This window comes from Pseudomonas sp. TH15 (assembly GCF_016651105.1).
Classification (GTDB): domain Bacteria; phylum Pseudomonadota; class Gammaproteobacteria; order Pseudomonadales; family Pseudomonadaceae; genus Aquipseudomonas.
The window spans coordinates 4,115,024-4,138,349 of record NZ_JAEKEL010000001.1; the positions used below are offsets into that span (position 1 = coordinate 4,115,024).

Genomic DNA, 23,326 nt, shown 5'->3' on the forward strand with positions numbered 1-23,326 from the left:
AGAGGTTTTGCATGACACTCAGTCCTTTTGCGGGCAAACCGGCACCGGCAGAATTGTTGGTCGACATCCCGCGACTGGTTACGGCCTATTACACCGGTCAGCCTGATGCCGCCATCTCTACCCAGCGCGTCGCTTTCGGCACGTCCGGCCACCGAGGCAGCTCGTTCGACTTGAGTTTCAACGAATGGCACGTTCTGGCTATTAGCCAGGCCATCTGCCTGTACCGTGAGGCCCAGGGTATTGATGGTCCGCTGTTCGTCGGCATCGACACCCATGCGCTGTCGACCCCAGCGGGTGCCAGCGCGCTTGAAGTGCTGGCGGCCAATGGCGTCACCGTGATGATCGCCGAAGGTGACGAGTACACACCGACCCCGGCCATTTCCCATGCGATTCTTTGCTACAACCGCGGCCGTACCTCGGGCCTGGCAGACGGCGTCGTCATTACGCCGTCCCACAACCCGCCACAAAGCGGCGGCTACAAATACAACCCTACCAACGGTGGCCCGGCCGACACCCACATCACCAAGTGGATCGAAGCCAAGGCCAACGAGCTGCTCGGCAACAAACTGGCCGGCGTCAAGCGCATCAGCTACGAGCAAGCGCTGAAGGCCAGCACCACCCATCGTCATGACTACCTCAACACCTATGTCGCCGACCTGATCAACGTGATCGATTTCGACGCCATTCGTGACGCCAAGCTGCATCTGGGTGTCGATCCATTGGGCGGAGCAGGGGTGCGCTACTGGTCGGCGATTGCCGAGCATTACCGTCTGGACCTGGAAGTGGTCAACACTCAGGTCGATCCGACGTTCCGCTTCATGACCGTCGATTGGGACGGGCAGATCCGCATGGACCCATCGTCTACTCACGCCATGCAAGGCCTGATCGGTCTGAAAGATCGCTTCGACGTGGCATTTGGCTGCGACCCGGATCACGACCGCCACGGCATCGTGACCCCGTCCGGTGGACTGCTCGCGCCGAATAACTATTTGGCCGTGTCCATCGACTACCTGTTCCAGAACCGTCCGCAATGGCGTGCCGATGCTGCCGTGGGTAAAACCGTGGTCAGCAGCGGTCTGATTGATCGCGTGGCCAAGCGTCTGGGTCGTCGCCTGTACGAAGTGCCAGTTGGTTTCAAATGGTTTGCTGATGGTCTGTTTGACGGCTCCCTGGGCTTCGGCGGCGAAGAAAGCGCCGGTGCTTCGTTCCTGCGCAAGGATGGCGGTGTCTGGAGCACCGACAAGGACGGCCTGATCCCGGCCCTGTTGGCGGCAGAAATGACCGCTCGCACCGGCCGCGACCCAAGCCAGGCTTATCGCGCCCTGACCGATGAACTGGGCGAACCGTTCTCGGTACGGGTCGATGCCAAGGCCAACCCTGAGCAGAAAGCGCTGCTGAGCAAGCTCTCGCCGGATCAAGTTACCTCGACCCAACTGGCCGGCGAAGCGATCCAGAGCATCCTCAGCCATGCGCCGGGTAACGATCAGGCCATTGGTGGCTTGAAAGTCATGACCGAGAACGGCTGGTTTGCAGCGCGTCCGTCGGGCACCGAAGACATCTACAAGATCTACGCGGAAAGCTTTGTCAGCGACGAACACCTCAAGCAGTTGGTGGCTGAGGCTCAGACCTTGGTGGATGGCGCTATTGCTGCGAAGTGATTGAGGGCCCTGTGGCGAGGGGGCTTGCCCCCGTTGGGTTGCGAAGCGACCCCTATCAGGTGGTTGCGGTGTTTCAGGCTGACCGCATTTAGCATTTTTGCGACTGGTGCGCAGCCGAACGGGGGCAAGCCCCCTTGCCACAATTGGACACACACATAGAAAAAGGGCGACCATCAGGTCGCCCATTTTTTTTGCCCGGTATTTAGCCAATCAAGCCAGATCCACCAACACGATTTCACTGTCCTCAATCGCCGTCACCCGCAATACCTGCTCATCGGCAACCGCTACACCGTCTCGAGCTTGTGCACGCAAGCCATTGACTTCAATCACGCCTGTCGCTGGAACCAGATAAGCACGACGTCCGCTATCCAGGCGATATTCCGCCGATTCCCCGGCCTTCAGATTCGCTGCCACCAGCCGTGCATCGGCACGAATCCGCAGGCTTTGATCGTCGCCAGCCTTGCCGCTGGCCAAGGTCACGAAACCTTCACGTTGACCTTTCGGGAACGGCTTGGCGCCCCACGACGGCGCTGAACCGGCCTCGTTGGGGATGATCCAGATCTGGAAGATCCGGGTTTCGGTGGATTCCAGGTTGTACTCGCTATGGGCGATCCCGGTACCGGCGCTCATGACTTGAACGTCACCCGCTTCGGTACGGCCCTTGTTGCCCAGGTTGTCCTGGTGGGTAATCGCACCTTCACGCACATAGGTGATGATTTCCATGTCGCGGTGCGGGTGCTGTGGAAAGCCTGTGCCCGCGGCGATCACGTCATCGTTCCAGACCCGCAGGTTGCCCCAGTTCATGCGTTTCGGGTCGTGGTACTCGGCGAACGAAAAGTGGTGATGGGCATCCAGCCAGCCATGGTGGGCGCCGCCCAAGGTGTTGAAAGGTCTGAGTTCAAGCATGATCGTCTCCTGAAACCTGTGGTTTATGGCAGCGATCATCTATCAGTAAAACATCGATAAAAAGCGTAAAAAGTGCGGCATCAGGATCGAATTTATCGATGAGAATCAACTCGAAACGCTCTCATCTCACCTTCAGTTCATCGCCTAAGCCAATGAGCTGTAAGCATTTCACTAGAACTCAACGGCAAATGCAGACACCATAGCCCTCAACAGCCTCACACCCTGGAGTCCGTCCGCGTGCCGCAACACACCCCTGATCTTCCCCCCGAACTTCGTCCCTTGGCCGAGATGCCCTTGCTCAAGCGCCTGGCTGCCCGGTTTTTCGGTCATGGCTTGACTCGATTGCGCGCGCAACACCGCGCGTCCTGGCTGCACGGGCAAGCTGATGGTTTTCGCAGCGGTCACAGCGCCGGGGTCGATTACGGGTTCAACGAAGGCAAGCTCGAAGGGCTGGAACAAGGCCGGCAGGTGTTGCTGATCCGCGATTCGCGCTCCACCGAACACCGGCCGCCGAATGTCGATGACAACTTGTTCGATGACTGGCGCCTGCCATTGAGCGCCGAGATCAAGAAGCGCATGAAGGCCGACGTCGCGCGACTGCTGCCGGCGCATGCCCAGCCCAGCGCGGCGCAGTGGAAAATGATCTTCAGCGATACACCCTCGACCTCGGTGATTGCCGGGGCGGGCGCGGGCAAGTCGACGACGCTGGTATTGCGCATTTTGTTGCTGACTCACTATCTTGGGTTTGAGCTCGGCTCGATGACCGTGGTGACCTTCACCCGTGAATCGCGCAAAGACTTCATTAATAAGCTGATTGAACTGTTTGCGCTATGGGGTCGGGCGCTCAGCCTTAAAGAAGCTCGAGACCTGGTGCGCACCTTCCACTCGCGGATTCTGCCGATGGTCCGCAGTTTGCCGGGGTTCGAACGCCTGCAAGCCTTCGAAAACCTCAGTAATCGCCCGCAAAATGGCGATGAGGAGGTCGACAGCAATCCGTTCGACCTGCGAATCAACGATGCTCAACGCCAGCAGCTCAATGCCTGCTATCACGGCCTGTTTACTTCTAATGAGCGTTTCCGTGAACTGATCCAGCCATTGTCCCGCCACGCCTTGCAACTTAAGGAGCTGGAGCGCGATCACCCGGATGTGCAGAAGCGCATGGCGGTGACCGAACTGGCGTCCAGGCGCGATGAAGAACTCTGTGATGCGATTGAAGACCTGTGGTTTCGCTCCGGTGCCTGGCCGATCAAGGGCATTGAGCCCAATCGTCAGGCCTTCGATATCAACGGCTCGACGTTCCATTGTCATGGCTATATTCCGACATTGGACGCCTGGGTGGTGCTCGGTTTTGATCCTCGGGAAAACCCTCAGGTCAGCCGCCCGAATGCCAAGCTGACGGTCCGCGCCGAGTGGGCAGTCAAGCGCACCCTGTTTCAAGCTTTCTGTCGTAAGCCATTGATATGGCTAGATAGCTATGACTCTTCAAAACGTGTTTTGGCTTCGATTGCCGGTGACGCGAGCGCCGGGCCGGGCTTCGACTACAAAGTTAAGGGTGAACTGGCTTCCGGGCCGCTACTGGACTGTTTTGTTGCCGCCGCCGGGTTTATCGAGAACCTGGGCCTGGACGTTCCGGACGCCGTGGGCCGGATGAGTTTCGGCAAGGACGACCCCGACCGGTTTTTCTTCGAGGCCCTGAGTCTGTTCTGGCGGGCACTGGAAGACCATTTGCTTGATCAAAAGCCGCCAGTGATGACCTACAACCGGATGTTTGCCTTGTTCAGCGAGCACTCACCGGAAAACCTCAAGTTGTTGAGCGATGAGCTGCTCAGGCCGCTCTCGCATTTGATGATCGACGAATTTCAAGACGTATCGCCGCAGATTGTTTCGTGGATTCGTGCGAGCCTGGCCGAGATCCGCAGCCGCGGCCCAGCCATGCACGTGGGGCGCGGCGCGCAGCGCTCGTCGCTACTTTGTGTGGGTGACGATTGGCAGTCCATCTATGGCTGGCGCGGCAGTTCGCCGACGTATTTCATGGAGTTCAACAAGGAATTCCCATCGCCGAGCACGACTCGGGTGATGCTCAGCGACAACTACCGCAGCCATCAGCACATCATTGATGCCGCCGAACACATCGTGCGCGCCGCACCGGCCATCCCTGGCAAGAAGGCCAAGGCCAGTGGCGAGCCCAAGGCCTTGCAGCCGGTCAACGTGCTGGATCGCGACGATCAGGGCATGGCGCAGCGGTTGATGGAGCACTACAAACGCGGCGATTCAATCTTGATGCTTTATCGAAAAAGCAGCGATAAGTCATTGATAGAAGAACATATTCAGTCTGTAGTTAATGTAGATTCTAGCTTGCCGTACGAATCCCGCCGCCTTAAGCAACTGACCTATCACAGCGCCAAAGGGCTACAGGCAGACGCGGTGTTTTTGCTGGGTGACTGCCAGCATCTAACCAGTTCACCTTACAAGAACCAGGTTTATCGCATGGCCGGGCTTGGCAAGGTTGGGGACAGCGAACCGTATGACAGTGCCCAGAAAGACGAAATCCTGCGACTGGCCTATGTCGGCATTACCCGGGCGGTGAGTCATTGCTACTGGTATGTCGATGGCCAGGAAGGCCAGGCAGTCAATATGCCCAGGGCGTCGGACAAGATCGGCAAGGGCAAGGCGTTCTTCGCGGATCACCGACAAACCACCAAGTCCGCCTAAACCCCGAACCCACATTGGATTTCAGTGTGTCGGGATAATGTACGCACCCACAAAAAAGCCCACATCATGTGGGCTTTTTGTCGGCTGTTAAATGCTCAGGCATAACTTCTGAGCGCCATCGGCGGAATAAAAGCCTCAAGCTCATCCTCCACCGCTTCGATTATTCGTTCTACATCCGCAGCATTCATCACAGTCGCGCAAGGAATGCCGGCAATGGCGATCATGGTCTCGCCACTGGCACGGTCAAAAAGACGGGCAATCATGCTGCCCGGTGCGTCCATGCTCGCCTCGAAACCCATGGGATGAAAATGCCAGCGCATCAGTTGGCAGGCGTTGGGAAAGGTGACTTTGCTGAATGACCCTTTGTTCATGTGTTGCCCGCCTTAGTCATCGAGCGCTTCCTTTAGCTCATGTTAGGGGGGGAAGAGCCGTCAATGGCTCAACCAGTGAATGCATTTAAAAGTAGCATCCAGATGTGAAAACCATGTGGATTTTTTCAGTCTGTTTGGCGATTGGTACCGTTTTTTTGATATGGGTCACGCGCCGGTCATTCATCGACAAAAGGCCATCATTGATTGGCCATTGAAGCCGAGGCCGAAGTTCGGCAAGCTCGATTTTTTTCGCCGAGCGCTTTATGCACGCCGATGATGATGGTCCGCTGCAAACCCAGGCCACGGGCGAAACGGTCATGCGCTACCACCTGTGCTGGAAATACCGGGACCTGAATGGCGTCATGGCCCTGTATCACCCGGATATTCAGTACAGCGACTTTTTCCAGAACCGCGTGATGAGGCTGGACGAGCTGCGCGAGTACGTGCGCGACAGCATGCCGCGCAATCCCGATGAAGCGCTCGAGCACTCGGATCGCATTCGGCTGGACGGGAATACGGCGTTCATTCAGTACCAGATGACCCTGCGCGGCAGCGACGGGCTGGTGTCGTTTCGTTCCAGCGAAGCCATCACCGTGCGCGACGGGCTGATCTGGCGCGTCAACGAGTACGCCTCTCTGGTGCGCGAACAACCTTCCAGTAAAACCAGCAGCAACCTACGCCCGGCGGCCAGTCGGCTCGGCTTGTCGCCGCGACAGCTGAGTTTCATGGCCGAAGACCTGCAGCAGTACTTCGAGCGCCAGCAACCTTATCTGGACCCCGAGCTCGATTTGCAGCGGGTGGCAAAGGAGTGCGGTTACAGCCGCAATCAGATTTCCTACCTGCTGAACCAGGTGCTCGGGCAAAGCTTCTATCGCTACGTCAATCAGGCGCGTTTGCAGCATCTTTTGGCTGCATTGGATAAGGCCACACCACCGTTGCGAGTCGATGAACTGGCATTCGCCGCCGGTTTCAACTCACTGTCGGCGTTTTACAGTTGTTTTCGCCAGCACACCGGCCAGTCGCCCAAGGCCTACGTCAAACAAATTTCTTTGCGTGCACGCGCGCAAGACAGTCGCTGAGGTCACGCTCTAGGATCGACGCCATCGAAGTTTGAGTGGTGGAGTCTTGTTATGCCGGCGTGGCGCACGATCAGTTTATGGATGGATCAACTCGACGAGCCGTTGCTGGCACGTCCGGCCCTGGAACGGGACCTGGACGTCGACGTGGCCATCATTGGCGCTGGCTACACCGGGCTCTGGACCGCTTATTACCTCAAGCGCCTGGCCCCAGGACTTGAGATCGCCATCGTCGAAGCGCAAACCGCCGGGTTTGGTGCGTCGGGCCGCAATGGCGGCTGGCTGATGGGCAACCTGCTGGGCGAGGACCGTTTGCTCGCCGATCTGCCGGCCGAACAGCGTCGTGCCTCGTTTGATCTGTTGCACGGCATTCCCGATGAAGTAGAGATCGTCCTCGAGCGTGAAGGCATCGACTGCGATTACCGCAAGGGCGGCGTGCTGTATTGCGCGGCCCGCTACCCCGAGCAGGAAGCCAGCTTGCGCAGTTATCTGGACAAACTCTACCGCCAGGGTCTGACCGAAAACGATTACCGCTGGCTCAACCCTGAGCAATTGGCGCAACAGATCAGGGTTGCCAAGCCTTATGGCGGTATCTATGCACCGCACGTAGCGACCATCAATCCGGCAAAGTTGGTCCGAGGCCTGGCGCGGACAGTGGAGCGCATGGGCGTCAAGATTTACGAGAGCAGCCCGGTCACCCACTGGCAGTACGGCAGCCTGCGTACGGCGAAAGCCCAGGTTCGCAGTCGTTGGATCGTGCCGGCAGTTGAAGGCTATTCGGTGACGCTGCCGCCCTTGGGCCGCTATCAGTTGCCCGTACAGAGCCTGCTGGTAGCCACCGAACCGCTGTCCGCCGCCACCTGGGATGAAATCGGTCTTAGCCAGGGCCAGGCCTTTAGCGAAGCCAGCCGTCAGGTCACCTATGGTCAGCGCACTGTCGACAATCGTCTGGTGTTCGGTGCGCGGGGTGGCTACCAATTTGCCGGCAAATTGCGCCATGACTTCGACCTGACCACCAGCGAAGTGGAGCTGCGGCGTTATCTGTTCGGCGAACTGTTCCCGCAGTTGAAGAACGTGCGCATCACCCACGCCTGGGGCGGCAACCTGGGCATGTCCCGTCACTTCAAACCGCACATGCTCTGCGATCGGGCCAATGGCATTGCCTTGTCCGGCGGTTATGGCGGGGAGGGTGTCGGTGCCAGCAATCTGGGCGGACGAACCCTGGCCGATCTGATTCTGGAGCGCGATACCGATCTGGTGCGCCAGCCTTGGGTCATCCCCCAAGGCGGCCTCAATGCGTTAAGAGCCTGGGAGCCGGAACCCTGCCGTTGGCTCGGCTACAACGCGATCATCCGCAGCTTCGTCCACGAAGACCAGACCCTCGCCAACCCGGCCACTGCCCCCTGGCGGCGCAAGCTCGCCAGCGGTGTGGCGGGGTTCATGGAAGGTTTCATGCACTAAAAAAGCGTTCTCTATATCGACAGGTACTCCCATGAGCATCACGCAATTCAAAAACACCGCCACCTTGAAACTGGACGAGTCCAACCCCGTCGCCGTACCGCTGGGAATCCCGGCGGCGGTGGCCTCGACCACCAGCGTCGAGCGGGACGACGGCGTTGAAACCGGCGTTTGGGAATGCACCCCCGGCCGCTGGCGGCGGCAGATCGTCGCCCAGGAGTTCTGCCACTTCATCCAGGGCCGCTGCACCTTCACCCCCGACGGCGGGGAAACCCTGCACATAGAAGCTGGCGATGCACTGATGTTGCCGGCCAATAGTCTCGGTATCTGGGATATCCAGGAAACCGTGCGCAAGACCTACGTTTTGATTTTTTGATTTTGATCTTTTGATTGCCTGCCAATAACAACAACCCATACAGGAATCGACTCATGATCCGAAAGACACTGACCCTGGCACCCCTCGCACTGGTCGCGACCCTCAGCCACGCGGCGGAAACGGTCAAGATCTACAATTGGTCGGACTACATCGCCCCAGACACCACCAAGAACTTCCAGAAAGAAACCGGCATCGGCTTCAGCTACGACGTCTACGACAGCAATGAAACCCTCGACGGCAAGCTGATGACCGGCAAATCCGGCTATGACGTGGTGTTCCCGTCCAATCACTTCATGGCCCGGCAGATTCAGGGCGGGGCGTTGAAGAAACTCGACAAGAGCCAATTGCCGAACTGGAAAAACCTCAACCCGGTGCTACTCACTGCGCTGCAAACCAACGATCCGGGCAACGAACATGGCTTCCCGTACCTATGGGGCAGCACCGGCATCGGCTACAACATCGCCAAGGTCAAAGCGGTGTTGGGCGACAACGCGCCCGTGGATTCCTGGGACCTGATCTTCAAACCCGAAAACATGAAAAAGCTGCAAAAGTGCGGCGTGGCCATTCTCGACAATGGCCCGGAATTGCTGCCCGCCGCCCTGAACTACCTGGGTCTGCCGCACCACAGTAAAAACCCCGAAGACTATAAAAAGGCCGAAGCGCTGCTAATGAAAGTCCGGCCATATGTCAGCTATTTCCACTCCTCCAAATACACCAGCGACCTGGCCAACGGCGACATCTGCGTGGCGGTCGGTTTCTCCGGCGACATCCTGCAAGCGGAAAACCGCGCAAAAGAAGCCAAGAACGGCGTCGACATCGGTTACTCCATTCCCAAGGAAGGCGCCGCCATCTGGTTCGACATGGTCGCCATGCCCGCCGACGCCCCGGACGACAAGGCCGGCTACGCCTTCATGAACTACCTGCTGCGCCCGGACGTGATGGCCGATATCAGCAACTACGTGCACTACGCCAATGGCAATCAACAGGCCGACAGCCTGATCGACCCGGCGATCAAGAACGACACCAAGGTCTATCCGAGCCCGGAGATGATGGGGAAATTGTTCGCGCTGGAGGCGATGCCACTGAATATCGACCGGATTCGGACGCGGGTGTGGAACAAGATTCGGACGGGGAGTTGAGCATTCCCGGTAAACCCTGTAGTTCCTGTAGAGATCCTGTAGGAACTGACGAGTAAAACGAGGCTGCGATCCTTTGATTTTTAAATTTCAAGATCAAAAGATCGCAGCCTCGTTTTACTCATCAACTCCTACAGTTTGATAGTGTTTTTGAAGGCTGTAAGCGTTGATATCAATACACTGGCACTGCACCGATAAAGTGCAGGAAAATGAGACGTAACCTGCAAAAAACAACTTACCGATATTTAATAATTAAATAGAAAATCGTCGGACAGTTAGACGCAAACCAGCAACTTCAAACAATATTCAGGGGCCGCACGCTTTGTTTACGGCAGTTTTACCAAACAGTTCAATTTGATCTCAAAAAAACGCTAGACGTCTGATTTCAAATTGTGTCAGGTTTCTTACGCCTTCATTGGGCGAGTGATTGGACGATCTCGCCAGAGATTGTCCCGTCGGACAAAAACTGTTCCATTGATTAACAAGGAAGTGTGTTTATGTCGAAAGTAAAAGCCAAAGCTATTGATACCGCCGAACTGGCCTTCCAGCTGTCCGCGGCGCCGCAACCTCTGGCCGCAGCCAGCTCGGCGTACAACCAGATCGATAGCTTCAGCCATCAGTACGATCGTGGCGGCAACCTCACGGTCAATGGCAAACCCTCCTTCTCGGTGGATCAAGCCGCGACTCAACTGCTGCGCGATGGTGCTTCCTGGCACGATCTCAACGGCAGCGGCAAGATCGAACTGACTTACACCTTTCTGACGTCCCAGACCTCGAACTTCAGCGGTCTGGGCGTCACCGGTTTCAGTCAGTTCAGCGCCCTGCAAAAATCCCAGGCCGTGCTCGCCATGCAATCCTGGGGCGATGTGGCCAACGTTACTTTTGCCGAAGCGTCCAAGGGTGGCGACGGCCACATGACTTTCGGTAACTACAGCGGCGGCCAGGAAGGTGCAGCGGCATTTGCGTTCCTGCCGGGCACCGAGCCGGGTTATGACGGTCAGTCCTGGTACCTGACTGGCAGTGGCTACAACGTCAACAAAACCCCGGGCTTGAGCAACTACGGGCGTCAAACCCTGACGCACGAAATTGGCCACACCCTGGGCTTGGCTCACCCTGGCGACTACAACGCCGGCGAAGGCAACCCGACCTACAACGACGCGTCCTACGGCCAGGACACCCGTGGCTACAGCCTCATGAGCTACTGGAGTGAAAGCAATACCAACCAAAACTTCAGCAAGGGCGGTGTCGAAGCGTATTCGTCCGGCCCGCTGATGGACGATATCGCGGCCATCCAGAAGCTCTACGGCGCCAACATGGAGACCCGTACCGGTGACACCACCTACGGCTTCAACTCCAACGCTGGTCGTGACTTCCTGAGCGCAACCTCGTCGTCCGACAAACTGGTGTTCTCGGTTTGGGATGCGGGCGGCAAGGACACCCTGGACTTCTCCGGTTTTACCCAAAACCAGAAGATCAACCTCAATGACGCCTCGTTCTCCGACGTTGGCGGCCTGGTGGGCAACGTGTCCATCGCCAAGGGTGCGATCATCGAGAACGCCATTGGTGGTTCGGGCAATGACTTGCTGATCGGTAACAGCGTGGCCAACGAGCTGAAGGGCGGTGCCGGCAACGACATCCTCTACGGCGCGGGCGGTGCGGACAAACTGTGGGGTGGTTCGGGTTCGGACACCTTCGTGTTTGCCGCCAGCACTGACTCCAAGCCAGGTGCGGCCGATCAGATCATGGATTTTGTCAGTGGCCTGGACAAGATCGACCTGACCGGTATCACCAAAGGCGCAGGTCTGCACTTCGTGAATTCGTTCACAGGTGCGGCAGGCGATGCGGTGCTGACCTCTTCCGGTGGCAACAGCCTGTTGTCGGTGGACTTCTCCGGGCACGGCGTGGCTGACTTCCTGGTCAGCACCGTTGGTCAGGCAGTTACCACAGACATCGTGGCCTGATGTAAAAAGAAAGCGGCGTGCGAGCGCCGCTTTCTTCCCTTGCATCGCGTTACCCTGTAAGCAAGGCTACGCGCCGGAGCGAATAATCCTATGACGTACAGCGCTTTTGCCCGCAAGACTGTCGCGTGGCTGATGCCCGCACTGGTAATGATTTTTGGAGAAGCAACCATGGCAAGCAGCCTTAGACTCGAAGAACCCTCGGTATTTGCCGGCCACTGGCAGGCGACACTGAATGCTCGCAACGAAGTGGCGGACGCTCAGGCGCACCAGGACAAACCGTCCAACATCTGCATCATCGATCTGCAAGTGAACAAGACCCTGGGCGAGGGCGCCGACTGCTTGGGCGCCTGGCTGGAAGAGACGCCGGTCGGTTGGTTTCCCGACCCCGACGGAATTTCCATCACTGGCAAGGAAGGCTCAAGAATCCAGTTCTTCAGCCGACAACGTGACGGGCTTTACCTGACAACTTTGAAGTCGGGCCTGGAGATTACGCTTGAGCGCGCGGCGACATCATCGCAATGATCAAGTACGCGACAAGCTTTTGATATAAAGCGGTATCGCCTGGTTATAAGAAGACTGTTGGTGGCCACTGCACCGTAGTGAATAGCGAAAGTTGTTATGAAAGTGTAAGCGATCAACCACACAGCAAGTTCCGGCGTTAAGCCGATCATTAATTGAAGCCTCGCCAACAGTCGGCGGGATAACTTTCAGGAAAACTCAATGAAGATGGCGAACGCCCCAGGCACCGCACCGTTATTCAAGGCACTGGGCGACTATAAAAGCATCCTGATCAGCGTCGGTTGTTTTACCGCGTTGATTAACGTGCTGATGCTGGTTCCGTCTATTTATATGCTTCAGGTCTATGACCGCGTGCTGTCTTCGCAAAACGAAACAACCCTGGCCATGTTGTCATTGATGGTGGTGGGTTTTTTTGCCTTCATCGGCGTGCTGGAGATCGTGCGCAGTTTCATCGTTATCCGCATCGGCAGCCAACTGGAGCGCCGCTTCAACCTGCGGGTCTATCAGGCGGCGTTCGAGCGCAACCTGTTTAAAGGCGAGGGCAACGCCGGGCAGTCGCTCGGGGATCTGACCCACATTCGCCAGTTCGTCACCGGCCCGGCGTTGTTCGCCTTCTTTGATGCGCCATGGTTCCCGGTGTACCTGTTTGTGATTTTCCTGTTTAACGTCTGGCTGGGCGTGCTGGCTACTGCCGGCGCGGTGCTGCTGATCGGCCTGGCATTCCTTAACGAAGCCATGACCAAAAAGCCGTTGGGAGAAGCCGCGGGTTTTTCCCAGCGGTCCAGCCAACTAGCCACCAGCCACTTGCATAACGCCGAAACCATTCAGGCCATGGGCATGCTCGGTGCCTTGCGCAAGCGCTGGTTCCAGGTGCATTCACGCTTCCTGGGTTTGCAAAATCAGGCCAGTGACACCGGCGCGGTCATCAGCTCCGCGAGCAAGACCTTGCGTCTGTGCCTGCAATCGCTGGTGCTGGGCCTGGGTGCCTTGCTGGTGATCAAGGGCGAAATGACTGCCGGGATGATGATTGCCGGCTCCATCCTCATGGGCCGGGTCTTGAGCCCCATCGATCAACTGATCGCCGTGTGGAAACAATGGAGCGGCGCCAAACTCGCTTACCGCCGCCTCGATGCGTTGCTGCAAGCCTATCCACCCAGTGACGAAGCCATGGAGCTGCCAGCCCCCAAAGGTCAGATCAGCTTTGAACAAGTCAGCGCCGGCCCTCCGGGCAAGCGTGCTGCCACGTTGCATATGGTCAATTTCAGTCTGGGTGCAGGGGAAGTATTGGGTGTGCTTGGCGCCTCCGGTTCCGGTAAGTCGACTTTGGCCCGCGTACTGGTCGGTGTTTGGCCGACCCTCGGCGGTACGGTGCGGCTCGACGGTGCGGACATCCATCGCTGGAACCGCGATGACCTCGGGCCGTACATCGGCTATCTGCCTCAGGACATCGAACTGTTCAGCGGCAGCATTGCGGAAAACATCGCACGGTTCCGTGAAGCGGACCCGCAAAAAGTTGTGGAGGCCGCGCAACACGCCGGTGTCCACGAAATGATCCTGCGCATGCCTCAAGGCTACGACACCGTGCTCGGTGAAGACGGCGGCGGTTTGTCCGGCGGCCAGAAGCAGCGTGTGGCCCTGGCCCGTGCTCTGTACGGTGAACCGAGCCTGGTGGTGCTGGATGAACCCAACTCCAACCTCGACACCGTCGGCGAAGCGGCACTGGCCGGCGCCATCGCGCACATGAAGGCCCAGGGTACCAGCGTGATTCTGGTGACCCACCGTTCCTCGGCGCTGGCCCAGGCCGACAAGTTGCTGGTGCTCAACGAAGGTCGCTTGCAGGCGTTCGGCCCAAGTCACGACGTGCTCAAGGCACTGTCCGGGAACGCGTCTGCCAACCAGGAGCAGCAAAGAGACAAACCAGTGCAGGCACCCGGCGGGCTCAGCATGAGCCGGCAGTATCAGCCCACGACAAGGAATTCGGGTGTATGAGCAGCGCACGCATGAACACTGAAAACGAAGCAACGATGGAACACGATTACATCGCTGAACGCCCTGAGCGTGACGCCAAATTCTTCGCCCGTATGGGCTGGGTGCTGGCGATCGTCGGTGCTGGCAGTTTCTTCACCTGGGCGGCATTGGCACCGCTCGATCAGGGCATTCCGGTGCAAGGCACCGTGGTGGTGTCCGGCAAGCGCAAGGCCGTGCAATCGATGAGTCCCGGCGTCGTCAGCCGGATTCTGGTGCGCGAAGGCCAGGTGGTGAAACTCGGTCAGCCGCTGTTCCAGCTCGACCAGACGCAAGTCGCTGCCGACGTCGATTCGCTTCAGGCGCAATACCGCATGGCCTGGGCCAGCGTGGCGCGTTGGGAGAGCGAGCGGGACAATCTCAAACAGGTGAATTTCCCTGCCGAGCTGAGCAAGGATGCTGACCCACGATTGATGCTGGTACTGGAAGGCCAGCGCCAATTGTTCAGCAGCCGCCGCGAAGCCTATTTCCGGGAGCAGGGCGGACTGCGCGCCAACATCGAAGGCGCCAGTGCGCAACTGGCCGGCATGCGCCGTGCGCGCACCGACCTGACAGCTCAGGCCAACTCCTTGCAACAGCAACTGAGCAACCTTCAGCCCTTGGCGGACAACGGCTACATTCCGCGCAACCGGTTGATGGAATATCAGCGTCAGCTGTCGCAAGTACAGCAACAACTGGCCGAGAACACCGGTGAAAGCGGGCGAGTGGAGCAGGGCATCCTCGAAGCGAAACTCAAGCTGCAGCAGCACATCGAGGAGTACCAGAAAGAAGTCCGCACCCAACTGGCCGACGCGCAGCTCAAAAGCGTAACGCTCAAGGAGCAACTGACGTCCGCCGGGTTTGACTTGCAACACCGCGAGATCATCGCCACCGCTGACGGCATCGCGGTCAACCTAGGGGTTCACACCGAAGGTGCGGTGGTGCGCCAGGGCGAAACCCTGCTGGAAATCGTGCCCCAAGGCACTCGGCTGGAAGTGGAAGGGCACTTGCCGGTCAACCTGATCGACAAGGTCGGTACGCACCTGCCGGTGGACATTCTGTTCACCGCGTTCAACCAGAGCCGCACGCCGCGAGTGCCAGGCGAAGTCAGCCTGATTTCCGCCGACCAGATGCTCGACGAAAAAACCGGTGCACCGTATTACGTGCTGCGCAGCAGCGTCAGTGACCAGGCGATGGAAAAGCTCCACGGTCTGGTGATCAAGCCTGGCATGCCCGCCGAAATGTTCGTGCGTACGGGTGAACGTTCACTCCTCAACTATCTGTTCAAACCGCTGCTCGACCGGGCAGGCTCCGCGTTGACCGAGGAATAAGGATGTTCGGTTGTATGAATAAGCTTTCCATGCTCGGGGCGGCCCTGGCGTTGCTGACTTGCAACAGTGCGATGGCCCTGGGGCCGTTTGAGATCTACGAACAAGCGTTGCGCAATGACCCGGTGTTCCTTGGTGCGATCAAGGAGCGGGATGCCGGCCTTGAAAACCGCATCATCGGCCGCGCCGGGCTGTTGCCCAAGATCGGTTACAACTACAACAAGGGACGTAACTCCTCCAAGGCCACCGCGCTGGATGAGCACGGGCAGAACCGGACCGATGACCGTAACTACAGCAGTTACGGCTCGACCCTGACCCTGCAACAACCATTGCTCGACTACGAGGCATACGCCTCGTATCGCAAAGGCGTGGCGCAAGCGTTGTTCGCCGACGAAGCCTTTCGAGGCAAGAGTCAGGAATTGCTGGTGCGGGTGCTGGAGAACTACACCAAGGCATTGTTCGCGCAGGATCAGATCGACATCGCGCAAGCGAAGAAGAAAGCCTTCGAACAGCAGTTCCAGCAAAACGAGCAGATGTTCCGCCAGGGCGAGGGCACGCGTACCGATATTCTGGAAGCCGAGTCCCGTTATGAACTGGCCACGGCCGAGGAAATCGAGGCCCGCGATGAGCAGGACGCGTCGTTGCGTGAACTCGGGGCGCTGATTGGCGTGCCGACGATCAATATCGGCGACCTGGCGCCGCTGGACCAGAACTTCCAGACGTTCACCTTGCAACCGGCCAATTACGACACCTGGCACGAGATGGCCGTGGCCAACAACCCGAACCTGGCTTCCCAACGCCAGGCCGTGGAAGTGGCGCGCTACGAGGTTGAGCGCAATCGTGCCGGGCACATGCCGAAACTTAGCGCCTATGCCACGGTGCGCCAGAACGAGTCGGAAAGCGGCAATACCTATAACCAGCGCTACGACACCAACACCATTGGCTTCGAAGTCAACGTGCCGCTGTATGCCGGCGGCGGGGTCTCGGCGATGACCCGCCAGGCCAGCAGTAACATGGAACAGGCCGAGTACGAGCTGGATGGCAAGACCCGGGAAACCTTGATCGAATTGCGTCGCCAGTTCAGTGCCTGCCTGTCCGGGGTGAACAAACTGCGGGCCTATCAAAAAGCCCTGACCTCTGCGGAAGCGTTGGTGGTCTCGACCAAGCAAAGCATTCTCGGCGGTGAACGAACCAACCTCGATGCGTTGAACGCTGAACAACAGCTCTACACCACCCGCCGCGACCTGGCCCAGACGCGTTACGACTACCTGATGGCGTGGACCAAGTTGCATTACTACGCCGGGACCTTGAACGAGCAGGATTTGGCCAGGGTTGACGAGGCGTTTGGCCACCGCGCCAATTGATGGTTTGACGCAGACCTGTGGCGAGGGGATTCATCCCCGTTGGGACGCGAAGCGCCCCCTAGCGGTCGTCCAGGAAAAACGCGTCGCATGGATTTGCGACTGCTTCGCAGCCGAACGGGGATGAATCCCCTCGCCACAGGGGGCAGTGTTCCTCTGGTAAAGCAACTCTAAAAACATAAGAAAAGTGAGTGGTGAACATGGACGTACGCATCAAGCCGATTTCGGTCGGTACCCTGCTGCTTGTGATTTCAACAACCCAGGCCCAGGCCCAATACCTTGAAACCGGCAAACCCGGTGACGCCGCCAGTTGGCGCTCGGCCGAGTTCCAGCGCGATTGGGGGCTTGCGCGCATGCAAGCCGATCAAGCCTATGCCGCCGGCATCACCGGCAAAGGCGTGAAAATCGGTGAACTGGATTCCGGCTTCGATTCCACTCATCCCGAATTCGCCACCGACCGTTACCACGCGGTCATGACCAGCGGCAGCTACGTCGACGGCTCACCGTTCAATGTCGTCGGCACGCTCAACTCCAACAACGACTCCCACGGCACCCACGTCACCGGCATCATGGGCGCTTCCCGCGATGGTAGCGGCATGCACGGCGTGGCGTACAACGCACAAATCTACGTGGCCAATACCAACAAGAACGACAGCTTCCTGTTCGGCCCCACCCCCGATCCGCAGTATTTCAAAGCGGCTTACAACGCCCTGGTAGATGCCGGCGTTCGGGCGATCAACAACAGTTGGGGCAGTCAGCCGCCGGATGTCAGCTATCGAACCCTCGACGATCTGCACGCGGCCTACGCCCAACACTTCAACAAAGGCACCTGGCTCGATGCCGCCGCCGACGTGTCCCTTCGTCGCGGTGTGATCAATGTGTTCAGCGCCGGCAACAGCGGTTATCCCAACGCCAGCGTGCGTTCGGCGCTGCCGTACTTCCTGCCGGATCTGGAAGGCCACTGGCTTGCCGTCTCGGGGCTGGATCAAGGCAATCAGCAAAAGTACAACCAGTGCGGGATCGCCAAGTACTGGTGCATCACCACCCCCGGCGCGAAGATCGACAGCACCATTCCCGGTGGCGGCTACGCGATCAAGTCCGGCACGTCCATGTCCGCGCCTCACGCCACGGGCGCCCTGGCGCTGGTGATGGAGCGCTATCCGTACATGAACAACCAGCAAGCGCTGCAAGTGCTGCTGACCACCGCGACCCAACTCGACGGTTCAATCACCAATGCGCCGAACACGACAGTCGGCTGGGGCGTGGCGAACCTTGATCGGGCGATGCGCGGTCCGGGGCAATTGCTCAGTTCTTTTGACGCTAATTTGGGGGCAGGGCAGAGCGATGTCTGGAGCAACGGTATCAGCGATAAGGCGTTGATCCAGCGTCAGGCTGAAGATGCCGCCGAGCACAGCGCCTGGCAACAAACCCTGAAGAACAGAGGCTGGCAAAACGGTGTGGCGGCCGGCGCCAGTCAACAGGATCAAACTGACTATGCAGTGGGCATGGCGCGGGATGCCGCGGCGGCCAGTCGGGTCTATGAAGGCAGCCTGATCAAGTCCGGCGTCGGGCGGTTGATGCTGACCGGCGACAGCACCTATCGCGGCCCGACCACGGTCAACGGCGGTTTGCTGGCGGTGAACGGTTCACTTGCCTCAACAGTGACCGTGAATGACAGCGGCACCCTGGGCGGCTCCGGACGCATCGGCGCACTGACGGCGAATGCCGGCGGCACGGTCGCCCCGGGCAATTCCATCGGGACTTTGCAGGTCAGTGGCAACGTGACCTTCGCGCCGGGCTCGACCTACGCCGTGGAACTGTCGCCGACCAGCAGCGACCGGATTGTCGCCGGTGGCATGGCCACCGTCAGCGGTGCCACGGTGAGTCTGTCGCTGGAAAACAGCCCGACCTTGCTCAGCGCCCGGCAAGTGCAAAGCCTGCTCGGTCATCAGTACGACATTCTGCAAGCAGCCGGCGGCATTCAGGGTCAGTTCGGCGCCGTGTTGCCCAACTACCTGTTCATCGGCGGCAGCCTTGATTACTCCGCCACCGGGGTTGTCCTGAGCGTTGAGCGCAACGCCACGAGTTTCGCCAGTGTCGGGCAAACCCCGAACCAGCGTGCCGTGGCCAGTGCAGTGGAAGGGCTGGGGGCGAGTCATCCAGTCTACGAAAGCCTGCTGCTGTCGCCGACTGCAAGTTCCGCGCAACAGGCGTTCCAGCAACTGTCGGGGGAAATCTACCCGGCGCTGGGCTCTGTGCTGATCAACGACAGCCGTTATCTGCGCGATGCAATCGGTGAGCGCCTCAACGACGCGAAAGGCACCCAAAGCAACGGCTGGATCAAGGCCCTTGGCGCCTGGGGCAAGACCGATGACCGAAACGACACGGCCGGCTACACCACTTCGATTGGCGGTCTGTTGGCTGGTGTTGATGGTGCGCTGGATGAGCAGACCCGAATCGGCCTGGTCACCGGTTACAGCGACAGTTCGGTGAACATGGGGGCCGGCACGCATTCCTCGGCGCAAGTCGACAGCTATCACCTGGGCGCTTATGCCGGCCACGAACTGGGCGCCTGGCGCCTGAGCGCGGGCGGTGCCTACAGCTGGCATCGGGCTGACGTTAAACGTGATCTGCAATACGGCGATGTCAGTGCCAAGCAGAAAGCCAAAGTCGATGCGGCCACCACTCAGGTCTTTGGTGAAGCGGCGTATCGCCTGAACCTGCAACCCGTGGCGCTGGAGCCGTTCGCCAACCTGGCCTACGTGCACCTCGACACCGATGGTTTCACCGAAAAAGGCGATGCCGCCGCGCTGAAAAGCCACGGCGACACCCGCGATGCAGTGCTCAGCACCCTGGGCCTGCGGGCGCTGAAAACCGTGAACCTGTCCGGCCAGCAACAACTGGAACTGAGCGGCAGCCTCGGCTGGCAGCACAACCTGAGCGACATTGACTCCGAACAGCACCTGCGTTTTGCCAGCGGCGGTACGCCATACAGCGTTGAGAGTTCGCCACTGGTGCGCGATGCCGCGTTGCTCGGTGTGCAGGCGAGCCTGGCGCTGAGCAAGGATGTACGGGTGAACCTCGATTACAACGGACAACTGGCCAATCGCGAGAAAAGCCATGGCGTCGGGCTGAGCCTGAACTGGCAGTTCTGAACCACGGATTCACGGCTGCTCACATACCTGTGGCGAGGGGGCTTGCCCCCGTTCGGCTGCGCAGCAGTCGTAAAACCAGGCGACTCGATTTGTCTGAAGATTACTGGGGCCGCTTCGCGACCCAACGGGGGCAAGCCCCCTCGCCACAGGTAAGCGTAACGGTTTGAGAGAGACGGATTTTTTCGCAACATCACTAAGGAAGGTCGCTGGATGAATAACAATAAAACCCCCGCGCAAACGGGTGGCCGTTTTGCCCTGAAAACCCTCACGCTCGCCGTGCTCTGTGCCATCGGCACAGTCCATGCCGCGCCTTACGTGGAAAACGGCAAACTCGGTGACCCGAACAGTTGGCGCAGCGCCGAGTTCAAGGCCGATTGGGGCGTGGGCGCGATCAACGCCCAGGACGCCTACGCCGCCGGCTACACCGGCAAAGGCGTGAAACTGGGGATCTTCGACCAGCCGGTCTACGCCGCGCACCCGGAGTTTTCCGGGGCCAACAAAGTAATCAACCTGGTCACCAGCGGCATTCGCGAATACACCGACCCGTACATTCCGGTCAAAGCCGGGGATGCGTTCCGTTATGACGGCACGCCTTCGGTTGGTTCCAACGGCAAGCTCGGCGCTCACGGCACCCACGTTGGCGGTATCGCAGCCGGCAGCCGCGACGGCGGGCCGATGCATGGCGTGGCTTTCGGTGCGCAAATCATCAGCGCCGACAACGGTGACCCAGGCCCGGAGGACGGGATCATTCGCGGCAACGACGGCGCGGTTTACAAGGCCGGTTGGGATGCCCTGATCGCCAGTGGCGCACGCGTCATCAACAATAGCTGGGGCATCGGCATCACCGATCGCTTCGACCTCGGCGGGAGCGACCCGGCGCATCCGCACTTCACCGTGCAAGACGCCCAGTTGCAGTTCAACGAGATCCGGCCGTTGCTCGGGACCAAACCGGGTGGTGCCTATGACGGCGCGATTGCCGCAGCCCGCAGCGGCATCGTGACGATCTTCGCCGCTGGCAACGACCACAACCTCAACAACCCCGATGCCATTGCCGGCCTGGGTTACTTTGTGCCGGACATCGCGCCGAACTGGGTCACCGTCGCCGCGCTGCAACAGAACCCGGACCTGACCAGCGCCAACCCCTATAACATCAGCACGTTCTCGTCGCGCTGCGGCTACACCGCCAGTTTTTGCGTATCGGCACCGGGCACCAAGATCTACAGCTCGATCATCAGCGGCACCAACGCCGAGAACCTGACCACCGGCTACGCCAACTACAACGGCACCTCGATGGCCGCGCCGCACGTGGCCGGTTCCATGGCGGTGTTGATGGAACGCTTCCCCTACATGACCGGCGCGCAGGTCGCCAGCGTGTTGCGCACCACCGCCACCGACCTCGGCGCCCCAGGCATCGACGCGTTGTACGGCTGGGGCATGATCAACCTGAGCAAGGGCGTCAATGGCCCGGCGATGTTCGTCACCGAGAAGGACATTCCCGAAGAGTTCCGCATCGCAGGTGCCTACGGCTCCAGCCAGTTTGTCGCGGACCTGCCAGGCATCGGCGCGATCGTCGACGCCGGCAAACCCACCGAGCGTGTCTGTAACGACGTGCACTGCGGGCTCGACACCTGGAGCAACGACATTTCCGGCCATGGCGGCCTGACCAAACAGGGCATCGGCACCCTGGTGATGACCGGCGCCAACACCTACGCCGGTCCGACGCTGGTCAACCAGGGCCGCTTGGCGATCAATGGTTCACTGATGTCCGCGGTCACCGTCAATGACAGCGGCATCCTCGGCGGCAACGGCAGCATCGGTGCATTGACCGCGAAAAGCGGCGGCACCGTGGCGCCGGGCAACTCCATCGGCACCTTGCACGTGACGGGCGACGTCGTCTTCGAACCAGGCTCGACCTACGCCGTGGAACTGTCACCGACCAGCAGCGACCAGATCGTCGCAAGCGGCAAAGCAGTGATCGATGGCGCTACGGTCAGCCTGTCCCTGGAAAACAGTCCGACATTACTGACCACCGCCCAGACCCAAAGCTTGCTCGGCCATCAGTACAACATCCTGCAAGCGGCCGGCGGCATACAAGGGCAATTCGGTGCGGTATTGCCCGACTATGCGTTCCTCGGCGGCACCCTGGCGTATTCAGCGAGTGGTGTGCAACTGGACGTCGGGCGTAATGGCGCCTCGTTTGCCAGCGTTGGCCTGACGCCGAATCAGCGTGCCGTCGGTGCAGCCGCAGAGCGTCTGGGCGCGGGCAATGCGCTGTACGAAACCCTGCTGTTGTCGCCGACTGCAGCGGTGGCCCAGCAAGCGTTCCAGCAACTGTCCGGCGAGATTCATCCGGCCATCGGCACGATGCTGATCAACGACAGCCGCTACCTGCGTGATGCCGTCAGCGAGCGTCTGCGTGAACGGGATCTGTTCAACGCCGGCGCGCCGACCGATGACAAAAGCAACCTCTGGGTCAAGGCCCTTGGCGCCTGGGGCAAGAGCGATGGCGGCAATGACAACGCCAGCTCCAACAGCTCCATCGGCGGCTTGCTGGTCGGTGGTGATGGTTTGATTGCTGAAGAAACCCGCCTCGGTTTCGTTACTGGTTATAGCGACAGCTCGTTGAGCATGGGCGATGGCACGCATTCGTCGGCATCGGTCGACAGCTACCACTTGGGTGCGTACCTGGGGCATGAAATCGATGCCCTGCGCTTGAGCGTCGGTGGTGCTTACAGCTGGCATCGGATTGATGTGAAACGTGAACTGCAATTGGGCGACGTCAGCGGCAAGCAGAAAACCAAACGCGATGCGACCACGGCTCAACTGTTCGCCGAGGCTGCTTACAAACTGGACCTGCAACCGCTGGCACTGGAACCGTTCGCCAACCTGGCCTACGTGCACTTGAACAGCGACGGCTTCACCGAGAACGGTGATGCCGCGGCGCTCAAGGGCGGTGAAGACAACCGCGACGCGGTGCTGTCGACCCTCGGTCTGCGGGCCGGCAAATCGATTGCGCTGTCTGACCAGAAAAAACTGGAACTGTCTGGCAGCCTCGGCTGGCAGCACAACCTGAGCAGCACCCGTTCCGAAGACCACTTGGCCTTCGCCAACGGCAACACCGCATTCAGCGTGCAGAGCGTATCCCTGGACCGCGACGCCGCGGTCGTCGGGCTGCGCGCCGGGTTGGCCTTGAACCAGGCAACCCGCGTGAACCTGGATTACAACGGACTGATCGGTTCCAACGAGAAGGACCACGGCGTGGGCCTGACCCTGGACTGGCAGTTCTGATTTGACGCTAAGGAAGC

At 59.5% G+C, this 23,326-nt stretch carries 15 protein-coding genes; 13 read left to right on the forward strand and 2 right to left on the reverse strand.

Annotated elements, in window-relative coordinates:
• The first annotated feature begins 11 nt into the window (after positions 1 to 11).
• A complete protein-coding gene (gene pgm / locus JFT87_RS18410) occupies positions 12 to 1,658 on the forward strand; it encodes a phosphoglucomutase (alpha-D-glucose-1,6-bisphosphate-dependent) (protein ID WP_201203489.1) in 1,647 nt (548 codons plus the stop codon).
• A gap of 210 nt (positions 1,659 to 1,868) precedes the next feature.
• On the opposite strand, the gene JFT87_RS18415 is transcribed toward pgm, so the two are convergent.
• On the reverse strand, positions 1,869 to 2,564 hold the full coding sequence (locus JFT87_RS18415; RefSeq protein ID WP_201203491.1) for a pirin family protein: 696 nt from the start codon (positions 2,562 to 2,564) through the stop codon (positions 1,869 to 1,871).
• A 237-nt stretch (positions 2,565 to 2,801) separates the two neighbouring features.
• On the opposite strand from JFT87_RS18415, the gene JFT87_RS18420 reads away from it, so the two are divergent.
• Entirely contained in the window at positions 2,802 to 5,276 is a 2,475-nt protein-coding gene (locus JFT87_RS18420) for a UvrD-helicase domain-containing protein (protein WP_201203499.1), read from the forward strand.
• 95 nt (positions 5,277 to 5,371) lie between these two features.
• On the opposite strand, the gene JFT87_RS18425 is transcribed toward JFT87_RS18420, so the two are convergent.
• On the reverse strand, positions 5,372 to 5,647 hold the full coding sequence (locus tag JFT87_RS18425; protein WP_201203500.1) for a DUF1652 domain-containing protein: 276 nt from the start codon (positions 5,645 to 5,647) through the stop codon (positions 5,372 to 5,374).
• Between the two features lie 263 nt (positions 5,648 to 5,910).
• Between JFT87_RS18425 and JFT87_RS18430 the strand changes: the two genes are divergently transcribed.
• The 11 genes from JFT87_RS18430 (at position 5,911) to JFT87_RS18480 (ending at position 23,309) form a co-directional block, all read left to right on the forward strand.
• Positions 5,911 to 6,726, forward strand: a complete 816-nt coding sequence (locus tag JFT87_RS18430; RefSeq protein ID WP_201203502.1) for a helix-turn-helix domain-containing protein — start codon at positions 5,911 to 5,913, stop codon at positions 6,724 to 6,726.
• A 51-nt stretch (positions 6,727 to 6,777) separates the two neighbouring features.
• A complete protein-coding gene (locus JFT87_RS18435; RefSeq protein ID WP_201203512.1) occupies positions 6,778 to 8,184 on the forward strand; it encodes an NAD(P)/FAD-dependent oxidoreductase in 1,407 nt (468 codons plus the stop codon).
• 31 nt (positions 8,185 to 8,215) lie between these two features.
• Entirely contained in the window at positions 8,216 to 8,557 is a 342-nt protein-coding gene (locus JFT87_RS18440; RefSeq protein ID WP_201203514.1) for a cupin domain-containing protein, read from the forward strand.
• A gap of 53 nt (positions 8,558 to 8,610) precedes the next feature.
• Positions 8,611 to 9,696, forward strand: a complete 1,086-nt coding sequence (locus JFT87_RS18445) for a polyamine ABC transporter substrate-binding protein (RefSeq protein WP_201203516.1) — start codon at positions 8,611 to 8,613, stop codon at positions 9,694 to 9,696.
• Between the two features lie 494 nt (positions 9,697 to 10,190).
• On the forward strand, positions 10,191 to 11,654 hold the full coding sequence (locus JFT87_RS18450; protein WP_201203518.1) for a serralysin family metalloprotease: 1,464 nt from the start codon (positions 10,191 to 10,193) through the stop codon (positions 11,652 to 11,654).
• A 90-nt stretch (positions 11,655 to 11,744) separates the two neighbouring features.
• Positions 11,745 to 12,176, forward strand: coding sequence for an AprI/Inh family metalloprotease inhibitor (locus JFT87_RS18455; RefSeq protein ID WP_201203525.1), 432 nt, complete (start codon positions 11,745 to 11,747; stop codon positions 12,174 to 12,176).
• Positions 12,177 to 12,374: 198 nt separating this feature from the next.
• Entirely contained in the window at positions 12,375 to 14,162 is a 1,788-nt protein-coding gene (locus JFT87_RS18460; RefSeq protein WP_201203527.1) for a type I secretion system permease/ATPase, read from the forward strand.
• Positions 14,159 to 15,508 (forward strand): HlyD family type I secretion periplasmic adaptor subunit, encoded by a 1,350-nt coding sequence (locus tag JFT87_RS18465; protein ID WP_201203529.1) that lies wholly within the window; start codon positions 14,159 to 14,161, stop codon positions 15,506 to 15,508. Before JFT87_RS18460 ends, JFT87_RS18465 begins: the two co-directional genes overlap by 4 nt.
• A 2-nt stretch (positions 15,509 to 15,510) precedes the next feature.
• Positions 15,511 to 16,869, forward strand: coding sequence for a TolC family outer membrane protein (locus JFT87_RS18470; protein WP_201203531.1), 1,359 nt, complete (start codon positions 15,511 to 15,513; stop codon positions 16,867 to 16,869).
• Between the two features lie 197 nt (positions 16,870 to 17,066).
• Positions 17,067 to 20,021 (forward strand): autotransporter serine peptidase EprS, encoded by a 2,955-nt coding sequence (gene eprS, locus JFT87_RS18475; protein ID WP_201203532.1) that lies wholly within the window; start codon positions 17,067 to 17,069, stop codon positions 20,019 to 20,021.
• Positions 20,022 to 20,231: 210 nt separating this feature from the next.
• Positions 20,232 to 23,309 (forward strand): autotransporter domain-containing protein, encoded by a 3,078-nt coding sequence (locus tag JFT87_RS18480; protein WP_201203538.1) that lies wholly within the window; start codon positions 20,232 to 20,234, stop codon positions 23,307 to 23,309.
• The last annotated feature ends 17 nt before the right edge of the window (positions 23,310 to 23,326 follow it).